The organism is Ruegeria sp. AF3, from assembly GCF_056536285.1.
In genome coordinates this window covers 541,769-560,241 of sequence record NZ_JBQFJM010000002.1, presented here as the reverse complement: position 1 = coordinate 560,241, position 18,473 = coordinate 541,769, and the positions used below count along the sequence as shown (strand labels likewise).

General features: G+C 57.1%; 18 protein-coding genes and 1 pseudogene. 17 read left to right on the top strand and 2 right to left on the bottom strand.

Translation table 11 applies throughout. The annotated features are described in order from the left end of the window. Positions 1–3 precede the first annotated feature (3 nt). On the top strand, positions 4–726 hold the full coding sequence (locus ACR3FC_RS19195; RefSeq protein ID WP_480477882.1) for an ABC transporter ATP-binding protein: 723 nt from the start codon (positions 4–6) through the stop codon (positions 724–726). 7 nt (positions 727–733) lie between these two features. Then, entirely contained in the window at positions 734–1,411 is a 678-nt protein-coding gene (locus tag ACR3FC_RS19190) for an aspartate/glutamate racemase family protein (protein WP_480477880.1), read from the top strand. A 421-nt stretch (positions 1,412–1,832) separates the two neighbouring features. Here ACR3FC_RS19190 and ACR3FC_RS19185 read toward each other — a convergent pair whose 3' ends face one another. Beyond that, positions 1,833–2,576, bottom strand: a complete 744-nt coding sequence (locus ACR3FC_RS19185; RefSeq protein ID WP_480477878.1) for a GntR family transcriptional regulator — start codon at positions 2,574–2,576, stop codon at positions 1,833–1,835. Positions 2,577–2,700: 124 nt separating this feature from the next. Here ACR3FC_RS19185 and ACR3FC_RS19180 point away from each other — a divergent pair, with 124 nt between their 5' ends. The 14 genes from ACR3FC_RS19180 (at position 2,701) to ACR3FC_RS19115 (ending at position 17,088) form a co-directional block, all read left to right on the top strand. Continuing rightward, positions 2,701–3,744 (top strand): transporter substrate-binding domain-containing protein, encoded by a 1,044-nt coding sequence (locus tag ACR3FC_RS19180; protein ID WP_480477876.1) that lies wholly within the window; start codon positions 2,701–2,703, stop codon positions 3,742–3,744. A 75-nt stretch (positions 3,745–3,819) separates the two neighbouring features. Continuing rightward, positions 3,820–4,986 carry an amino acid ABC transporter permease gene (locus tag ACR3FC_RS19175; protein ID WP_480477874.1) on the top strand — a complete coding sequence of 389 codons (1,167 nt, stop codon included), beginning with the start codon at positions 3,820–3,822 and terminating at the stop codon, positions 4,984–4,986. Positions 4,987–4,989: 3 nt separating this feature from the next. Next, on the top strand, positions 4,990–6,063 hold the full coding sequence (locus tag ACR3FC_RS19170) for an amino acid ABC transporter permease (protein ID WP_480477872.1): 1,074 nt from the start codon (positions 4,990–4,992) through the stop codon (positions 6,061–6,063). A 12-nt stretch (positions 6,064–6,075) separates the two neighbouring features. Further along, positions 6,076–6,816, top strand: a complete 741-nt coding sequence (locus ACR3FC_RS19165) for an amino acid ABC transporter ATP-binding protein (protein ID WP_480477870.1) — start codon at positions 6,076–6,078, stop codon at positions 6,814–6,816. An 8-nt stretch (positions 6,817–6,824) separates the two neighbouring features. Further along, positions 6,825–7,778 carry an aminotransferase class IV gene (locus ACR3FC_RS19160; protein ID WP_480478203.1) on the top strand — a complete coding sequence of 318 codons (954 nt, stop codon included), beginning with the start codon at positions 6,825–6,827 and terminating at the stop codon, positions 7,776–7,778. Then, positions 7,775–9,319: a choline-sulfatase gene (gene betC / locus ACR3FC_RS19155; RefSeq protein WP_480477868.1), complete on the top strand. Its 1,545-nt coding sequence runs from the start codon at positions 7,775–7,777 to the stop codon at positions 9,317–9,319. The genes ACR3FC_RS19160 and betC overlap by 4 nt, the downstream gene beginning before the upstream one ends. Beyond that, positions 9,316–10,206, top strand: a complete 891-nt coding sequence (gene dapA, locus ACR3FC_RS19150) for a 4-hydroxy-tetrahydrodipicolinate synthase (RefSeq protein WP_480477866.1) — start codon at positions 9,316–9,318, stop codon at positions 10,204–10,206. The genes betC and dapA overlap by 4 nt, the downstream gene beginning before the upstream one ends. Before the next feature lie 67 nt (positions 10,207–10,273). Beyond that, a complete protein-coding gene (locus ACR3FC_RS19145; protein ID WP_480477864.1) occupies positions 10,274–11,527 on the top strand; it encodes an NAD(P)/FAD-dependent oxidoreductase in 1,254 nt (417 codons plus the stop codon). A gap of 20 nt (positions 11,528–11,547) precedes the next feature. Next, entirely contained in the window at positions 11,548–12,249 is a 702-nt protein-coding gene (locus ACR3FC_RS19140) for an SDR family oxidoreductase (RefSeq protein WP_480477862.1), read from the top strand. 10 nt (positions 12,250–12,259) lie between these two features. After that, positions 12,260–13,738, top strand: coding sequence for an aldehyde dehydrogenase family protein (locus tag ACR3FC_RS19135; protein WP_480477860.1), 1,479 nt, complete (start codon positions 12,260–12,262; stop codon positions 13,736–13,738). Between the two features lie 2 nt (positions 13,739–13,740). Further along, a complete protein-coding gene (locus tag ACR3FC_RS19130) occupies positions 13,741–14,538 on the top strand; it encodes a pyrroline-5-carboxylate reductase (RefSeq protein ID WP_480477858.1) in 798 nt (265 codons plus the stop codon). Then, positions 14,535–15,296 carry an SDR family NAD(P)-dependent oxidoreductase gene (locus ACR3FC_RS19125; RefSeq protein WP_480477856.1) on the top strand — a complete coding sequence of 254 codons (762 nt, stop codon included), beginning with the start codon at positions 14,535–14,537 and terminating at the stop codon, positions 15,294–15,296. Before ACR3FC_RS19130 ends, ACR3FC_RS19125 begins: the two co-directional genes overlap by 4 nt. Beyond that, positions 15,296–16,051, top strand: coding sequence for an SDR family NAD(P)-dependent oxidoreductase (locus tag ACR3FC_RS19120; RefSeq protein WP_480477854.1), 756 nt, complete (start codon positions 15,296–15,298; stop codon positions 16,049–16,051). Before ACR3FC_RS19125 ends, ACR3FC_RS19120 begins: the two co-directional genes overlap by 1 nt. Positions 16,052–16,071: 20 nt before the next feature. Continuing rightward, the gene (locus ACR3FC_RS19115; protein ID WP_480477852.1) at positions 16,072–17,088 is read left to right on the top strand and encodes a proline racemase family protein; all 1,017 of its coding nucleotides are present in this window, start codon (positions 16,072–16,074) and stop codon (positions 17,086–17,088) included. Positions 17,089–17,116: 28 nt separating this feature from the next. Here the strand turns inward: ACR3FC_RS19115 and ACR3FC_RS19110 are convergent. After that, a pseudogene (locus ACR3FC_RS19110) lies at positions 17,117–17,803 on the bottom strand (IS6 family transposase); the annotation flags it as partial. 372 nt (positions 17,804–18,175) lie between these two features. Between ACR3FC_RS19110 and ACR3FC_RS19105 the strand changes: the two are divergent. Further along, entirely contained in the window at positions 18,176–18,406 is a 231-nt protein-coding gene (locus ACR3FC_RS19105) for a hypothetical protein (protein WP_480477850.1), read from the top strand. Positions 18,407–18,473 lie beyond the last annotated feature (67 nt).

Below are 18,473 nucleotides of genomic sequence, written 5' to 3'. Positions count from 1 at the left end.
GCCATGACCAAGATGTTAGATTTCAAGGACGTCGAGCTCTACTACGATCACGTCTATGCCCTTAAAGGGGTATCAATTGATCTTGAGCAAGGCGAAACAGTTGCTCTGATCGGCGCCAATGGGGCAGGCAAAAGCTCGATCCTGCGGGCGATTACCGGGCTGGCGAAAATCAAATCCGGATCGGTGGCGTTTGAAGGTGAAGATATCGCTGGAACCAACCCGGCCGAGATTGTCTCGAAAGGCATCGCAATGGTTCCAGAAGGGCGGCGCGTCTTCCCGTACATGTCGGTAAAAGACAATCTTCTGATGGGGGCGTTTACCCGCTCAGACAAAGCGGATGTTCAACGCACTCTGGATTCGGTTCTGGAACGGTTTCCGCGTCTGAAAGAGCGCTACAGCCAGTCGGCAGGAACCTTGTCGGGTGGCGAGCAGCAGATGATGGTGATCGGGCGCGCTCTGATGGCTAAGCCACGCCTGCTGTTGCTGGATGAGCCGTCGTTGGGAATTGCGCCCAAACTGGTGCAGGACATTGCGCGGTCTATTGTGGCTATCAACCGGGACGAAGGTGTGTCTGTACTGCTGGTGGAACAGAACTCGCGCATGGCGCTGTCGATATCGCACCGCGCCTATGCACTAACCACAGGAAATGTGGTGATCTCCGGCAATTCCAAAGAGCTTTTGACCGATCCACGTATCAAAGCCGCCTATCTAGGCGGGGAAGTGTGAGTATGTTGTGAAACTGCTGGTCGTCAATCCCAACACTACAAGTTCCATGACCCGTAAGATTGCGAAAGCGGCGCACGCTTGTGCACATCCCGAGACCGAGATCATAGCAGTGAACTCGCAAGATGGCCCGGCCAGTATTCAGGGGTATCTGGATGTTTCGACCTGCGTTCCGGGTCTGCTGGATGTGGTGAAGGCACACCCGGACGTGGACGCCATTGTTGTGGCGTGTTTCGACGACACCGGAGTCGACGCTGTGCGCTGTATAACTTCGGCGCCGGTCATCGGCGTCGGGGAAGCGGCCTACCACGCGGCCTCCATGATAAGCCCAAAATTCAGTGTAATTACAACCTTGTCCCGGTCTCTCGCAGGATTGGAAGCAAATTTGCTGCGCTACGGTTTGGATCGCAGATGTGTTCGGGTTCGGGCATCGGATGTACCGGTTCTGAAGCTTGAGGAAAACGATCCGGCGACCATCGACAAAATAAGGGTCGAAATTCGCGCCGCAATTGAGGAGGATAGAGCGGAAGCAATTGTTTTGGGCTGTGCGGGAATGACCGACCTCATGGCGCACCTATCGGAAGAATTCAAACTACCCGTTGTCGATGGCGTTGCCTGTGCCGTTACCTTTGCCGAAGCTTTGGTCAAAGCCAAGCTCACGACTTCGAAACTTTGTTCCTATTCCTAGGTGCTTGTTCCCAGAGTTTGATGGTGTGATAAATTCTTTGGAATCGGATAGGGGCTTTGGGACCACGTCGTCGCTGGAGCGACTTGTCATGCATGCCGTCGAAGCAGAAATACGGTGGTCGCAGGCTTTCAGCACAATACTGTGCTCGGAGCTTGAATTTAAACCAAAGGCGGTCGCGATTTAGAGTAAGCGGCAGACGGTAGGCGACAAGATGCCTTCAACCAATTTTTATCTTGAGGGAGTATGCGATTGTCGTTGTCTTCCAATGGCAACCACTCTTGCCTTTGGATAACACCCCCGATCAGCTTCGCCCACATTTGCAGAATCCGCTCCACAAGATGCCGTGACTAAGCACCAAACCAATCCTTGTAAGATCGCTGAAAAAGTTCGGCTTGCTCAATACTTTGCGACAGTGCCCAATTTAGGGGCCGGAACCCATCGATCCTTTGCGCGTGGAAAGATCAAAGTCAAAGTCTTCGCTATAATTGGCGCTCATGAACATAACAAACCGGTCGTGGAAATGCCTCGTGTGGGCGTGGGCCAGTCTATCGGCCTCCGGCACATCCCTGTCGCGAATTGCGTCAATCATGTCGTAGTGATCCGGGCTCAGAAGATGTTCGGTCGCCGATTCCGCCAGATAATCAAAATGCATGTGCAATATGCGACGTCCTTCCGAAAGAAGCTGACCATAGGCACGTCCGAGGTAGGGGTTTCTACCTGCTGCGGCGATCACCATGTGAAAGTCGTAGTTCGTCGCCGACATCTCTAGATAGTTGTTTTCGGCGCAGGCGCGATCAAAGGCCTGGGCCTTTTTCGTCATATTCTGGATTTCGTCCTCGGTCCGGTTTTGCGCCGCCAGACGCGTGTTGATCCGCTGTAGAAAATCCAGGGCTTCGACATAGCGGGGAAAGCCTTCAAAGTCGATTGGTGCAACCAGGGTTGAGCGGTTCGACAGCATCACTACCAAACCTTCGGCGGACAACCGAACCAGCGCTTCGCGCACGGGTGAGCGCGACATGGCGAATCGTTCCGACAAGCTGGTTTCATCCAGTGGCGATCCCGGCTTTAGCTCGAGTGTCAGAATCTCCCTCTTGAGTTCGCCATAGACAAACTTCGATCCACGACCCTTTGCGTGCCGTTGAGGAAGTTGCTGTGAATCAACCATTTTTTCTTAGTCCCTAATGAAGTGCCTGGGTCAAGTAGTTCGGCTTCGACTAAGTTTTTATTGACATGTCGCCATCGTGTCGACAGAAATCATGCAGACAAAATGTCGACACAGGGAGGTGAAAATGAAATTTGCCAAGGCTATTGCATCATCAGCGGTGGCGGTTGTTGCTGCGTCTCAGATGGCGCATGCGCAGGTCGCTGAAGACAGCCGTCTGAACACAGTCCTCGAACGCGGTTCGCTTCTGTGTAGCGGCCACAACGGTTCGTTTCTTGGATTTGCCGAGGTTGACGATCAGGGGAACTGGCGCGGTGTGGACATCGATTTGTGCAAGGCACTTGCGGCAGGTCTGTTTGGAACGTCCGAAGGTAACCTTGAGATTGTTCCGATAAGCTGGGCCCAGCGTTGGCCGTCTCTGCAATCCGGTGACATTGACGTTGTCATCAAGGTGTCCGGTTGGACCCAAAGCCGGGACACGGAGCTCAACCTGGCCTATAGCCGCCCGTATTTCATTGGTGCGTTTCAGGCAATGACGCGCACGGATCTCGGCGCCAAGACGATAGCGGATCTGGCCGGAGGGTCCATTTGTGTTGCTGCCGGTACTTCGACCGAGCGCGCCACTGCAACTTATCTCGACACGCATCAGATCGACGCCGAATTGCTGACTTTCGAGAATGGCGACGAACTACGCAATTCCTATTATGAGGGCCGCTGCGACAGTATTATCGAATGGGCGCCCAGCCTTGCCGCAGGGCGTGTCGATGCGCCGGACGGCGCGGATGCTCATGTCATCCTGCCGGATGTGATCGCACTGGAGGCGGAAGGCATCATTGTCCCGGAAGGCGACCCGGATTGGCTGGACGTCCAGAACTGGATGCTGTCCTCGCTGTGGTTCGCCGAAATGGAAGGAATCACGTCGGAGAACATCGACGACATGCGCGCCAACCCGCCTTCAGCGACGGTTGGTACATTTCTGGGAGTAAACCCGGGATATGGTGCGCGCCTGGGTCTGTCGGATGACTGGGCGTACAACATGATCAAAGAGGTCGGCAACTTTGCCGAAATCTACGACCGCAACATCGGATCTGGCTCTCCCTATAACCTGCCGCGTGGGATCAACAATCTCTATAACGCGGGCGGTGTCTTCTATCCGATGATCATCGACTAATACGTCGATGCCTACCGGGCGCAGCCTTTGGATTGCGCCCGGCTCAGGTCAGGTTGCCGCTTGGGGGATAAGCCGATGCAATCACTCATCAAAAGCAGAAAGTTCCGGGATACCGGACTGCAATTCGCATTTGTAGGCGGAATTGCGTCAATGCTGATTGTCATGGTGCTGGTTGGCCGCGCCAATCTCGAGGCGCAGGGAATGACTTCGGGGTTCGGGTTTCTTGAACGGGCCACAGGCTGGCGTATCAGCTTTTCTCTGATCGACTACAGCACGAACTCGACCTATGCGCGGGCAATTCTGGTCGGAATCCTCAATTCCCTGTTCCTTGGCGCTATTGCCCTGCCGATCGCCACGATCATGGGTGTCGCGGTAGGGGTCATGCGGACATCGGGCAACGGAATGGCCGAGCTGGTCGGCACCACATTTGTCGAGCTGTTCCGTAATGCGCCCCTAATCCTGCAGCTGTTGTTCTGGTACACGCTGCTTTTGTCTCTGCCCAGCCCCCGAAATGCAGAACCGATGCTGGGCGGTATCGCCCTGACAGGGCGCGGCATCTATATTCCGGGGCTCAATGTAACCGGTGCTTCTGTTTTTGTCTCCGTTCTGGTCATCGTCGCCGCGTTTGCGGCAGCGCTGTGGCTGGGGGCCAAGCGCTGGCCGGATTTGCATTTGCGAAAAGCCAGCAAGGAGAGAAAACTGTTGTGGTCTGCGGCTCTGGTTGCGGCCATTACAGCGATGTGGCTAGGGCGCATTCCCGAGACGCCCTTGGTAAGTGTTCCCGAAGCAGCCGGTTTGAATTTCCGCGGTGGAATCCGCGTTTCACCGGAACTGATGGCCTGTCTCATTGCCATCGCGATTTACGGCGCAGCCTACATTGCTGAAATCGTTCGGGCCGGCTTCAATGCCATTCCGAAAGGTCAGTCCGAGGCTGGACGCGCCCTAGGTCTGTCCTCGTGGTACATCTTCAGTCGCATTCGCCTTCCGTTGGCCATCCGCATCGTGATGCCAACGCTGATCAACCAGTATGTCTGGCTGTTCAAGGCGACTACGATTGGTATCGCTATCAGCTTCACCGACTTCTTCATGGTGATAAGCACTGCGATCAATCAGTCGGGGCAGACGCTGGAACTGATCGCGATACTGATGGGTGGTTTTCTGATCATCAACTATTCGATGGCCTGGGTTCTGAATCGCGTGAATGATGCGATCAAGCTCAAGGGCACGCAGCTGAGGATCTGAATGATGACCGATCTTTCAATTCCAAACACGCCTGCGTTCGGCAAGATCAAGAAACACTATTTTGCGACCCCACTGAATAGCGCGATCACCGTTCTTCTTGCAGCATTCACGGCCTGGGTTTTGTGGAACCTTTTCAACTGGGCGGTTCTCGAGGCGATCTGGGGCTATGGCAAGAACGAGGAGTGCCGCGCGCACGAGCATGGGGCCTGCTGGTCCTTTGTTGCGACGCGCTGGCGGATCGTGCTGTTCGGCCTCTACCCGTTCGAGGAACAGTGGCGCTCGGCGCTTGCCTGTATCGTCATGCTGGTAGTCGCGATCCTGTCCTGTGTTCCGGTGTTCTGGAATGCAATGCGCCTGCCGATTTTGTGGGTCGCCGGGTTCGGAGCCTTTTACATTTTGATGCGCGGTGGTGTCTTTGGCCTGACACCCGTGGTCGAGCGTGACTGGGGCGGGCTATCCCTGACGGTGTTCATATTTTCCGCCGTCTGCTTGATGGGCATGCCGTTGTCGATTGTTTTTGCCCTGCTGCGTAGGTCTGAACTGCCTTGGATCGCCAAAACCATGGCGCTGGTGATCGACGTCATCCGGTCCTTGCCGCTGCTGTCGATCATGTTCACCTTCGCCATCGTCTTGCCATTCGTGCTGCCGGGCTGGGCGATCGGTGACAAGCTGTACCGCGTGATCATTGGCTACGCGATTTTCTTTGCTTGCTATCAGGCCGAGATCATACGTGGCGGCATGCAGGCTATTCCGGCTGGTCAGGAAGAGGCCGCCAAGGCGCTTGGCATGGGCTACTGGCACCGGATCGGGTACATCGTGCTGCCGCAGGCCTTTCGCAACGCATTGCCGCCGACGATCAACCAGTTCGTCATCACGTTCAAGGAAACCTCGCTGGTCACCATTATCGGCTTCTTCGATATCTTGGCCTCGGGCCGTGCCGCCGCTGGTACCGCCGACTGGAGCTTTGCGACGATCGAAATGTACGTGTTTGTCGGCCTCATCTTCTTTGTCTTCGTGTTCTCACTGTCCCGCTATGGCGCCTATCTGGAACGCCGCATGAGCGTTGGCAGCCGTTGAGGAGGAAATCACATGTCTGAGCAAGCCATCTCGATCCGTGCCATGAACAAGTTCTATGGCGGCTTTCACGCGCTGAAGGACATCGATCTTGACGTTGGTCGGGGTGAGAAAGTGGTCATTTGCGGCCCGTCGGGGTCGGGAAAATCCACCCTGATCCGCTGCATCAACCGGCTTGAAGAATATCAGGCTGGAACCATAGAAGTTAACGGCATTCCGTTGGATGACAATGTCGACAACATCGACGAAATCCGGCGCGAGGCGGGAATGGTATTTCAGAACTTCAATCTGTTCCCGCACATGACCATTCTTGAAAACTGCACGCTGGCTCCGACGCTTGTGCGCAAAAAGTCCCGCGAAGAGGCCGAGCAAATTGCCATGTCCTATCTGGAGCGGGTCAAGATCCCAGAACAGGCGCACAAATATCCCGGCGAGCTTTCGGGTGGCCAGCAGCAGCGCGTGGCCATCGCCCGCGCCCTGTGCATGGCGCCAGAGATCATGCTGTTCGACGAGCCGACTTCGGCGCTGGATCCCGAGATGATTTCCGAGGTGCTGGATGTGATGGTCGGACTGGCCGAGGAGGGCATGACCATGGTCTGCGTGACGCATGAGATGGGATTCGCACGTCAGGTGGCGGATCGGGTGATCTTCATGGCGGAGGGCGAAATCATCGAACAGGCCCCGCCCGGCGAGTTTTTCGAGAACCCAAAAAGCGAACGCACCAAAACCTTTCTTGGTCAGGTCCTCGGTCACTGATCATGGCGATGGATTCTCACGACATATCCACCCATGACGCCGAAGTGGACGCACGCAATGACGCGCTTCTGATCTACGTAAACGGCGAGCTTGTGCGCAAGGAAGAGGCCAGTGTCTCAGTTTATGACAGCGGCTTCATGTTGGGCGATGGCATGTGGGAAGGTTTGCGATTGTATGATGGCGAATGGGCCTTTTTCGACGAACATATGGACCGACTCTTCAATTCACTCAAATCGGTCTCGATCGATATCGGCATGGGCCCCGAGGACATACGGGGCATTCTGGATCAGACGGCAGCGGCCAATGGCATGATCTCCGACGCCCATTGCCGTCTGATGATCACACGCGGTCGCAAGGCGAAACCGTTTCAGCATCCGGGCCTCAGCAGGTTCGGCCCAACGATTGTTGCGATTATTGAACACTCCAAACCCGCTGAGGGTCTGCAATCGCAGGGTATCCGGCTGGCCACCGTGCCGCAGGTCCGGGGGTTGCCGACCAGCCAGGACCCGAAGTTCAATAGCCATTCCAAGCTCAACTGCGTGATCGCCTGTCTTCAGGCGGAGCAGGCCGGCGCGGATGAGGGTCTGATGCTGGACCCGCATGGGTTTGTGAACACCACCAACGCCTGCAATTTCTTTATCGTCCGGCGAGGCGAAGTTTGGACATCGACCGGGGACTACTGCATGAACGGTGTAACCCGCGCCAAGGTCATCTCGCTGTGCCGCCAGAATGACATTCCGGTCTTTGAAAGAAACTTCTCGGTATACGAGGCCTATGGCGCGGATGAGGCGTTTCTGACCGGCACGTTCGGGGCGCAGACGCCTGTAGCCTCAATCGATGGCAAAACGATTGGTGATGAAGGCGGCGCAGGTCCGGTCACTCGGCAAATCCGAGAACTCTACAAAGATCTAGTCGCCAATAACGTGGCAACCCAGAAATCCCAGCGCGGACGATCGTCATGAAACCAAACATCATCCTGTTCATGGTCGACCAATTGACCTCGTTCGTGCTGAATGCCTATGGGGGAACGGTCTGCAAAACGCCCAATATCGACGCGCTTGCCGCGCGTGGCAAGGTTTTTGAGAACGCCTATTGCCCCTATCCCTTATGTGCACCGTCGCGTTTCGGCATGATGGCCGGACGGCTGCCGTCGCGCATCGGGGCCTATGATAATGGGGCCGAATTCACCGCGTCCACACCGACCTTGGCCCACTATCTGCGGCTGAACGGCTACTATACCTGCATCTCGGGCAAGATGCATTTCGTGGGCCCGGACCAGTATCACGGGTTCGAGGAACGGTTGACCACCGAGATTTACCCAGCCGACATGTCCTGGACGCCGGATGCGGATTTCCGCGATTTCAACAAGGATGAAGAACGCGCCTATACTTTTGGCGTCTCGACCATCGACACAGTGCGCGACGCAGGCCCGGTCGCCCGTTCGATGCAGATCGACTACGACGAGGATGTTGTTCACCACGCGGTGCGAGAGCTTTACACCCGAGCCCGCAGCGACGATGACCGCCCGTTCATGATGACGGTTTCACTGACTCATCCGCACGATCCTTATGTGATTACCCGAGACTATTGGGACAGGTACGATGACGCACACATCGACGCGCCACGCGTGCCACATATCCCAGTCGATCAGCGCGACGCGCACAGCCAATCGCTCTACTACCACTATGGTCAGGACAAGTGCGAACTGAGCGATGCCGATTATCGCAATGCCCGGCGCGGGTATTACGGCATGATCTCATATGTGGATGATCTGTTCGGTCGGCTGATGCAGGCGCTGGAGGACAGTGGCTACGCCGACAACACAGTTGTAATGTTCGCCTCGGATCACGGCGACATGATCGGCGAGCGCGGGATGTGGTTTAAGAAAACCCTGTTCAACCCCGCGATTCAGGTACCGTTGATCATTGCCCATCCCGAACACGCTCCGGGTCGCGTTTCTGCCCCGGTATCGCTGTTGGATATCTTTCCAACCCTCCTCGATATCAGTGGCGTGCCCGCCAAGGATATACGGACACCGCTTGACGGGCGCAGCCTGTTGCCAGCGCTGCGCGGAGAGCCCCAGTGCGGTCCGGTTTTTTCCGAACATATCGACGGCGGCACGTCAGCCCCGCGTGTCTGCATCCGCGACGGTGAGAAAAAACTGATACTCTCGCGCGCCTATCCGCCACAATTCTATGACCTGTCCAACGACCCGCTGGAACAGACAAACATCGCGGGGCAGGGCGATCCTGACGAGGCACGCCTAACCCAACTGGCCGAGGAGACCTGGCCGCTGGACACTTTGCTGGACGACGTCGTGGCCAGCCAGGTGGCCCGCAAGCTGATCGACACTGCACTGTCTACAGGGCGTGAGGAAATTTGGGATTTTACACCGCGTCCCCTGACCCAGAACACTAACTATGTCCGTCGGGGCGACGCGTTTCCAACCGTCGAGCGGCGTGGATACCTCTACTACAACAAATCACAGGACTCTGACCAATGAGCTACAACGTGAAACTCTCTGGCATCATGCCAGCCCTGGTGACGCCGTTTGGCGACGATAGCAAGATCGATTTCGGCGCGTTCGAAAAGCTGCTGTCGCATCTCCGCGAGGCTGGCGTCACAGGGTGGGTCCCAAATGGTTCAACTGGTGAGTACTTTTCGCAGAGTAATGAAGAACGCCGAGCCGTCCTGCAATTCGTCAAAGACTTTGCCAACGACGGCGAAATCCTGATCGCAGGAACAAATGCCCCTGCAACGCGTGAGGTGATCGCGCAAACGGCGATGGCCAAGGAAATCGGCTATGACACCGTGCTGCTTGCGCCGCCATTCTATACACGCCCGACGCAGGACGAACTGATCCGGCATTATGAAACCGTACTGGAGGAGGTGGATGTCAATCTGGTTCTCTACAGCTATCCGGCAAAGGATGGCGCTGATATCAGCTTCGAGCTCATGGATCATTTCGCCGACAATCCACGCGTGATCGGCATCAAGGAGAGTTCGGGCGTGCTGCAACGCGCCGTCGACATTGCCAGCCGGTATGAGGGCAAAATTCAGCTGATCTCAGGTTCGGACGACATTGCTCTAGACTTCATGTTCTGGGGCGCGGACAGCTGGATCTGCGGACCGTCGAACTGCATGGCCCGGGCTTGCTGCGATTTGGACCGTGCCTATCGGGCAGGAGATTTGGACAAGGCGCGCGAGATGATGAAGAAACTCTATCGCGCCATGAATATCCTGGAATCCGGCAAGTTCGTTCAAAAAATTAAATACGGCTGCGAACTTCAGGGCCTGTCGTTGGGCGAATGTCGCGCACCGTGGGGGCCGCTGACGGATGAAGAAAAGGCAGACATGCGCGCGGCGATGGAGCCAATCCTGAACTGGTAGTCCCACCCAGGGTACGCTTGGCTACATGCCGTTCGCGCCCGGTCGTCCTTCAAGTTTGCGAACTGCGATGCCCCAGACCGAACATCAGTTTGACACAGCCATCATCGGCGCCGGTATCATCGGTGCTGCGCTTGGCCATGAGCTTCAGAAACGGGGACACAGGGTGGCCCTCATTGATCGTGGGACGCCCGGAAACGGTGCGTCTTTCGGCAATATGGCCTCGATCGCCGTGACCGAATTTATGCCGGTGTCGCGCCCTTCTGTCTGGATGCAAACGCCGCGTTGGCTATTGGACCCCGAAGGACCCATACGCGTGGCTCCGGCTTATGCTCCACGTCTTGTCCCGTGGTTCCTACGGTTCTTCAGGGCTGGTTTGCCATCGCGGCTGCGGCAGTTGGAGGCGAACGGAGCGGCGCTGTGTGAACGTGCATTGCCGGACATGCAGGCCCTGATGGCTGAGATAGGCCTTGCGGATGATGTCAGCGAAACGGGGTGCTTGTCGCTTTATGCCAACGATCAGGAGTTCGAGGCGGATCGCGAGCGGCTGGACATGCTCGACCGGTACGGCTTCGATTATGAAGTGATCGGCGGCAATCGGTTGCGCGAACTGGAGCCAGACATTGCTCCGGTCATTCAAAAAGCGGTCCTGTTGCCGGATAACCGGACTGTTCGAAATCCGTTCGACATCGTGTCCCGGCTTGCTGAGATTATTGCAGCCAGGGGCGGACAGATCGTTCGGGGCGATGTCATCGGGTTTGAGGCAACGGGCGAAGAAAAGACCGTGTGTCTTGGTGACGGCGCTCGTTTGCGTGCGAAACATGTGGTCATCTGTGCTGGGGCTTTTTCGGCCCGTCTGTCCAAAATGCTGGGTGAACCGCTGCCATTGGAGACAGAGCGTGGCTATCACACGCAGATCATGTCTCCGGGGGTCACACTGGGCCATTCGATCATCTGGCCTGCCAAGGCGTTCATGGTGAGCCCGACTGCCAGTGGAATTCGTATTGGCGGAACCGTCGAGATGGCGGGTCTTGAGGCCGCGCCCAATTATAGCCGCGCCAGGATCACTGTCGCGCGGGCACGTCTGGCGCTACCGGGGCTATCTCTTGATGAAACATCCGAATGGATGGGACACCGGCCGGCCTTGCCGGATACGATCCCGGTGATGTCAACCTCAGGCAAGATGCCGGGGGTGTTCTATTCCACGGGACATGGACATCTGGGTCTGACCTATGCTGCGACTGCGGCCCGGTTGATGGGGCAGCTCATTTCCGGAGAGATACCCGATGTCGATCTGCACCCCTATAGGGTCGACCGATTTTAATTTGAAAACAGGAGCGGACCATGACCGAAAAGATATGTCTTATCATTGGTGGTGGGCGCGGAATGGGCGCAGCCACGGCGCGCGAAATGCACGCGCGGGGATACAATCTGGCGCTGATGTCACCATCGGAGTCCTGCGAGTTACTGGCTCAGGAGCTAGGCAGCGTTGCCCACCGAGGTAAGGCCGAAAACGCAGAGGATACGCAGGCGGTCTTTGACCTTGCCATGGCCACCTTTGGGCGCATCGACGCTTGCCTGATCCATGTGGGTGGCCCTCCTAAAGGAGATCTGCTTGAAATCCCGGAAGAGGACTGGGATCGCGCCCATGAGATGGTTCTGAAACCGGTCATCCGCATGGCGAAGCTGCTGGCGCCGGTGATGGAGGCGCAGGGTGGTGGCTCAATCGTCAACATCACAACCTTTTCAGCATTTGAGCCATCTCTGACCTTTCCGACCTCCAGCGTCTACCGCGTTGGTGTCTCCAGCTTTACCAAGCAATTCTCGGACCGGTATGGCCCGGCCAATATCCGCATGAACTGCCTGCTGCCCGGTTTCACCGACAGCCTCGACTTGCCGCATAAATTCGCCGAGATGTCGGACCTTGGCCGTCTGGCTCGGGCCGAGGAACAGGCCAAAGCGGCTGCGTTTCTGCTGAGTGACGACAGCAGCTACATCACCGGTCAATCTCTGCGCGTCGACGGCGGCGTCACCCGGAATATGTAAAGGAAACGCCATGCGGGACAAACTGTTTATCAACAACGAATGGGTTGCTGCCGCCTCTGGCGAGGTGTTCGACGTGGTGGACCCATCGAACAATGAGGTCGTGCACAAAGTCGCCAAAGGTGGTCCAGCCGATGTCGACGCGGCGGTCAAAGCGGCCCGTACGGCTTTTGACACCGGCCCCTGGCCAAAACTTTGCGGTGCCGAGCGCGCCACTGTTTTGCGCAAGATGGGCGACGAAATCTCTGCGCGCACGGATGAGCTGGCCCGGATGGAGGTGATGGATAACGGCAAACCCCTACCCGAGGCGGTGTGGGATATCGAAGACACGGCCGGAGTCTTTCACATCTATGCGGATCTGGCGGAACGTCTGGACAATAATGCCGAAGAACAAATTCCTTTGGGCATGGAGGGGTTCACCTCAAAGGCTGTGAAGGAACCTGTTGGGGTGGCGGGTGCGATCATCCCGTGGAATTTTCCGATGCTGATGGCCTCGTGGAAAGTGGCCCCAGCGTTGGCCGCAGGGTGTACGGTTGTGCTTAAACCCTCGGAGATCACACCGCTGACAGCGCTTGAGCTTGGGGATATTGCACTTAAGGCAGGTCTGCCTGCCGGAGCATTGAACATCGTCACCGGTTTCGGCCCGGATGCAGGCGCGCGGCTGGCTGAACACCCGGATGTGGACAAGCTTGCTTTTACCGGATCGGTGCCAACCGGATCGCGCATCATGGCGGCAGCGGCGCAGAATGTGAAAACCATCTCATTGGAACTGGGCGGCAAATCGCCTTTGGTTGTGTTTGCAGATACGCCCATCGAAGAAGCCGTCGAGTGGATCATGTTTGGTATCTTCTGGAACCAGGGTGAGGTGTGCTCGGCCACCTCGCGTGTGCTGGTCGAGGCTCCGATCTATGATGCGGTGATGTCCCGGCTGGTTGAAGAGGCTGGCAAGATCAAGATTGGCCATGGGCTGGAGGATGGCGTGTTGCTAGGCCCGCAGGTCAACAAGGTGCAGCAAGGGAAAATTCTGGCCGCGATCGAGAAGGGCAAGGCCGAGGGTGCCCGGCTGGTCTGTGGCGGTGGCGTTCCAGAAGGCTTTGAGCAGGGCTGCTATGTTGAACCCACTATCTTTGCCGATGCACCGCTGGATGGTTTTGTCTGGAACGAAGAGATATTTGGACCAGTGGTCTGTGTCCGCTCCTTCACCACAGAAACAGAAGCGGTCGCGCTTGCCAACGCATCGGAATTTGGTCTGGCTGCAGCCGTCATGTCCGCCGATACCGACCGCGCTGAGCGTGTTGCCCGGGCCTTTCAGGCTGGCATTGTCTGGATCAACTGCTCGCAACCGACCTTCACTGAAGCGCCTTGGGGCGGATACAAAAAATCGGGCATCGGGCGGGAACTGGGAGTTTGGGGCCTGAACAACTACCTCGAAACCAAACAAATCACGTATTATGACCGCTCTAAACCCTGGGGTTGGTATATCAAGGAGTAGGGATGCGACTTGGCTTCATCGGAACTGGCGTCATAACCGAAGCGGTGGTGACCGGATTGCTGGCGTCAGATGTTGATGTCACTGCAATCTACGTCACCGAACGCAATCGCACCATCTCGGCGCGGTTGGCAGCGGTGAGTGAAAAGGTGCAGGTCTGCACAGACGCGCAGGCCGTTGTTGATGGGTCCGATCTGGTGTTTCTAGCTATCCGCCCGCAGGACGCGCAGGCGGTGCTATCGTCCTTTCGATTTGCCGAGGGGCAGCATGTTTGCAGCCTGATCGCTACGGTGACCCACGAGGCTCTGCAAGACTGGATCGGCACGTCTGTGCGCCTGTTCCGTGCAATTCCTTTGCCCTCGGTCGCCCATCATCGTGGCGTGACGGTTCTGTTTCCGCATGACCCGGTTGGCGAAGCGCTGTTTGGCCCGCTGGGGGCCGTGGTCAGCGCCCGAACAGTGGAAGAGTTTGATGCTTTCGCCGCTGCAAGTGCTGTGATGGGAACGTATTTTGGTTTTCTGGGTGCTGTCTCAGACTGGATGCAATCCAATGGGATTGGGCGGGTGGATGCGCAACACTATCTGAGCGGAGTTTTTTCCGGATTGGCGCATACGGCAATGGAAGATCGCGACAAACCTTATGAATTGCTGCGGGTCGAACACTCGACGCCCGCAGGACTGAATGCGCAACTGTTCGAGGTTTTTGCAAATGCAGGTGGCCCCGAGGCCTTGAAAGCGGGGCTCGACATCGTATTGCTACGGCTGAGCAATGCGCGCCAAGCGACCGAGGGAGGGGCGGATTGACTCGTTCTCTGCAAGATAAAACCGTTCTGTTGACAGGGGCCACCGGGTCCATTGGCCAGGCTATCGCACGCGAATTGGCAACAGTGGGTGCACGTGTTTTGCTGCACTATCACAGCAACGCGGCCCGTGCCGAGGCGTTGGCAACAGAGATTGGGCAAGGGGCGAGTGCACTTGCCGCTGATCTGTCCGACCCTTTGGGGCCAAATGCGCTGTGGGAAGCCGCCGAAACCCAAGCAGGCCGGATAGATGCGCTAATCAATAACGCGGGCATTCTAACGGCTTCATCCGTGGATGATCCTTTAGAGTCTTGGCATCGGGTCTGGCATGGCGATCTTCAGGTCAACCTGATGGCCACCGCTGATCTGAGCCGCGCGGCCATTCGGCATTTCCGGGCGCAAGGCGGCGGGCGGATCATCAACATGGCGTCGCGCGCAGGGCAGGGCGGATATCGGGCCGAGGCGATGTCTTATGGCGCGACCAAAGCGGCCCTGATCAACCTGACCCAAAGCATCGCGCGAGGCTTCGGCGCCGACGGGATTACGGCGGTGGCTATTGCGCCGGGATGGGTGCGGTCCGAGATGTCCGAGGATTTCATCCACACGCATGGCGAAGCTGCTGCCCTTTCGGGCATCCCGCTGGGTCAGATGGCCAAGCCGGAGGAAATTGCCGAACTAGTAGCCTTTGTTCTTCGGCCCTCGCAGGCTTCGCTTACAGGTGCGGTTCTGGATATAAATGGCGCAAGTCAGATGAGGTCATGATGCAGCGTTTTGAAGGAAAATCTGTTGTCGTCACCGGTGGAGCAGGGGGTATTGGCACCGCGATCTGTCAGCGGTTTGCAGATGAAGGGGCTTTGGTTTGTGTCGCCGATGCAAATTTGACCAGGGCGGAAACCGTCGCCGGGAACATACGGGCGGCTGGAGGTCAGGCGGAAGCCCAAGCGTTTGACCTAACCGATCCTGCAAAGATTCGGGGCTTTGTCCGGGACTGGACTTGCGCAGGGCGCAGGATAGACGTGTTGTGCAACAATGCCGGGCTGATGCGGCGGGGCGCTTTGATGGAACTGTCTGCTGAAGACTGGCAACAAACCTTCGCCGTCAATGTCGATGCACTATTTCATGTGTGTCAGGCCGTCATCCCGGTGATGCAGGGTCAGGGTGGTGGGGCTATCGTCAATACGGCATCGCAATGGGGGATTCACCCGGCGCCAGGCCACATCGCCTATAACACTGCCAAGGCGGCTGTTGTTGCTTTCACCCAGAACCTTGCTCGCGACTATGCGCCGGACAATATTCGCGTGAATGGCGTTGCCCCGGGCGAAGTCCGGACGCCGATGCTGGAAAGCAATCTGGCACGCTCAGGGCGCAGTCTTGCCGATCTGAATGCACTTGTGCCGTTTGGCCGGATTGGAGAGCCAGATGAGATTGCCGCCCTCATCGCTTTTCTGGCCTCGGACGAGGCGCAATACCTCTGTGGCTCGGTGGTGGAAATCACCGGTGCGCAGGCTGTGGCTTAGAAAACGGAAAGGACAAACTCATGCGCTGGTCCCGAATTCTACAAACGGTCGACGTGCATTGCGCCGGCGAAATCGGCCGTGTCGTGACCGGAGGAGTGCTGGACATTCCCGGGGCAACCATGGCCGATAAGCTGGATCATTTGAACAAGGTCGATGACAGCCTGCGCCAGCTCTTGTGCTCGGAACCGCGTTCGGCCCCGGCCGGGTCTTTTTGTTTGCTGGTCCCGCCTTGCGACCCTGCGGCAGACATTGGGTTCATCGTGCTGCAACCTGATCAGGCCCATGCGATGTCGGGATCCAATGCAATGTGTGCGGTCACGGCCCTGCTTGAAACGGGCATGATCCCTATGGTCGAGCCCGAAACAACCGTGACGCTGGATACCGCTGCTGGTCTGGTGCGCGCGGTGGCCCGTTGTTCCAACGGGAAGGTGACCAAAGTGTCGCTGGATATGCCGCCTTCATTTGTTGCCAAGAAGGACAGTGAAATCGATACCCCGGACTGGGGGAAGATCCGCTATGATCTGTGTTTTGGAGGAGTGTTCTATGCACTGGTGGATGTGGACCAGATCGGGTTGTCGATCACTCCGGGCAACGCCCGCGAGCTTGCCACGCGCGGAGTCGCCCTACGTGATATGATCGCCGAAACCGAAGATGCGCCGCATCCGACCACTCCGGCTCTGAACGGTCTGGCCTATGTCATGTTCCGGTCAACGGACTCGGATGGTGCGGTGCGGACCTGCACAACGCTGCGCCCTGGGCGCGCTGACCGATCGCCTTGCGGCACTGGATCGAACGCCAACATGGCGGTGCGTCATGCGGCAGGATTGGCATCACCGGGCGACATTGTGGTGTCGCGTTCGATCATCGGAGGCGAGTTCACCACCGAGCTTTTGGACATCACCAACGTGGGATCATATGCGGCGATCCGGAACCGAGTGTCGGGGCAGTGCTGGATCTACGGGTTAACCCAGATCGGCTTGGATCCGACCGACCCTTTCCCTCAGGGTTTTCGTCTATCAGACACTTGGGGCGGTTAGATTGGAAGTTGCAAGGAACTTTCGGACTTCAAGCAGCTTGAGTGGCAGCATTCCAGACGTCAAGTGCCTCGAGGCGGTGACATCGGATTGTTAAGGCGGAGCGGCGGCGAGAGGGAATACAGAAATAATCCCGAATGGCTGAATGGGTTGCTATGAACCTCGGTAAACCTCCTGAAGAGCGATGGGCTTGCATCGTCCGTTCCCTCTTTCGGAAAGGGAGGTGGCTGTTCTCGGCTCGATTGTTCAAGCCTTTGAGCGACCAGTGATCCAACTCCTGCGCCAGCTCGCGCTTGGCGGTACCATATGAACGCAGTTTGTCAGTGATTATCTGCTTGGGAAGGAAACCAAGACGCTTAATAAGGCGGCGCAACATCCGAATGGCCGCCCGTTTGCCCTATTTCGGCTGGAGGACTTCGTCCAACACGAGGCCATGCTGATCGACTGCGCGCCAAAGCCGATACTTGCGATCTGAGATTCTCACCTCAACTTCATCCAGATGCCAGATCTCACCTGAACGCTTCTGTCTCTGCCGCAGGTTTCGAGCTACCGCCGGCCCAAACTTGATGATCCAATGCAGGACCGTCTCGTATGATGCACTGATTCCGCTCTGCAGCAGCATCGCTTTAACTTCCCGGAAGCTCAGGTTGAAGCGAACGTACAGCCATACCGCGTGCGCGAATATCAGGTGGAAACTGGTGGCGCTTGTAACTGATCGACGATGACTTCATCGACGTCACCTACGTCCAACTGCGGGCAAGAGCAACAAAACACAGTTAACGTGACAACACCCCCCGTACCGTCCGGCGCCATCGGGTAGTCAGAAGTCGGGTGACCTAAAAACAGCAGTGGTCTTTGTCGTGGACACCACGATATCCACGGAGCGGTATATCCGCGCTACCCGTGCAGCACTGCAGGAGGTTTATCGAGAGGCCGCGGGATCAGCGGGGCAGCAGACGCGATCAGTTTCGGGCTTGTCGGCTATCGTGACCGCCTCGAGGCAGCTCCGGGCCTTGGGTATGACCTTCGGACTTTCGCGGACCTTCAGCAGGGCCTTGACGTTGACAACTTCCTGAGTGGCATCGATCAGATGCAAGAAGCGGAATCCAGCAGCAAGAATTTTCGCGAAGACAGCTATCGCGGTATTGAATACGCATTGGAAGACATGGACTGGAGCGACTTTGGGCGTCGGCTTATCGTACTGGTTACAGATGCAGGTCCTCGCGAATTCGATGATCAGTATTCTACCACGGGGCTGAGCGCCGAAAGTCTGAACTGGATTATCCGTGAGCGCATAACCTGGAAGAAGCATTGCAGATGATTGTCGACCAGGCCGAGCGGAACGTCGTGAACCCTGATCATTTCTTTGCACAGGTTCTTGGAGATGC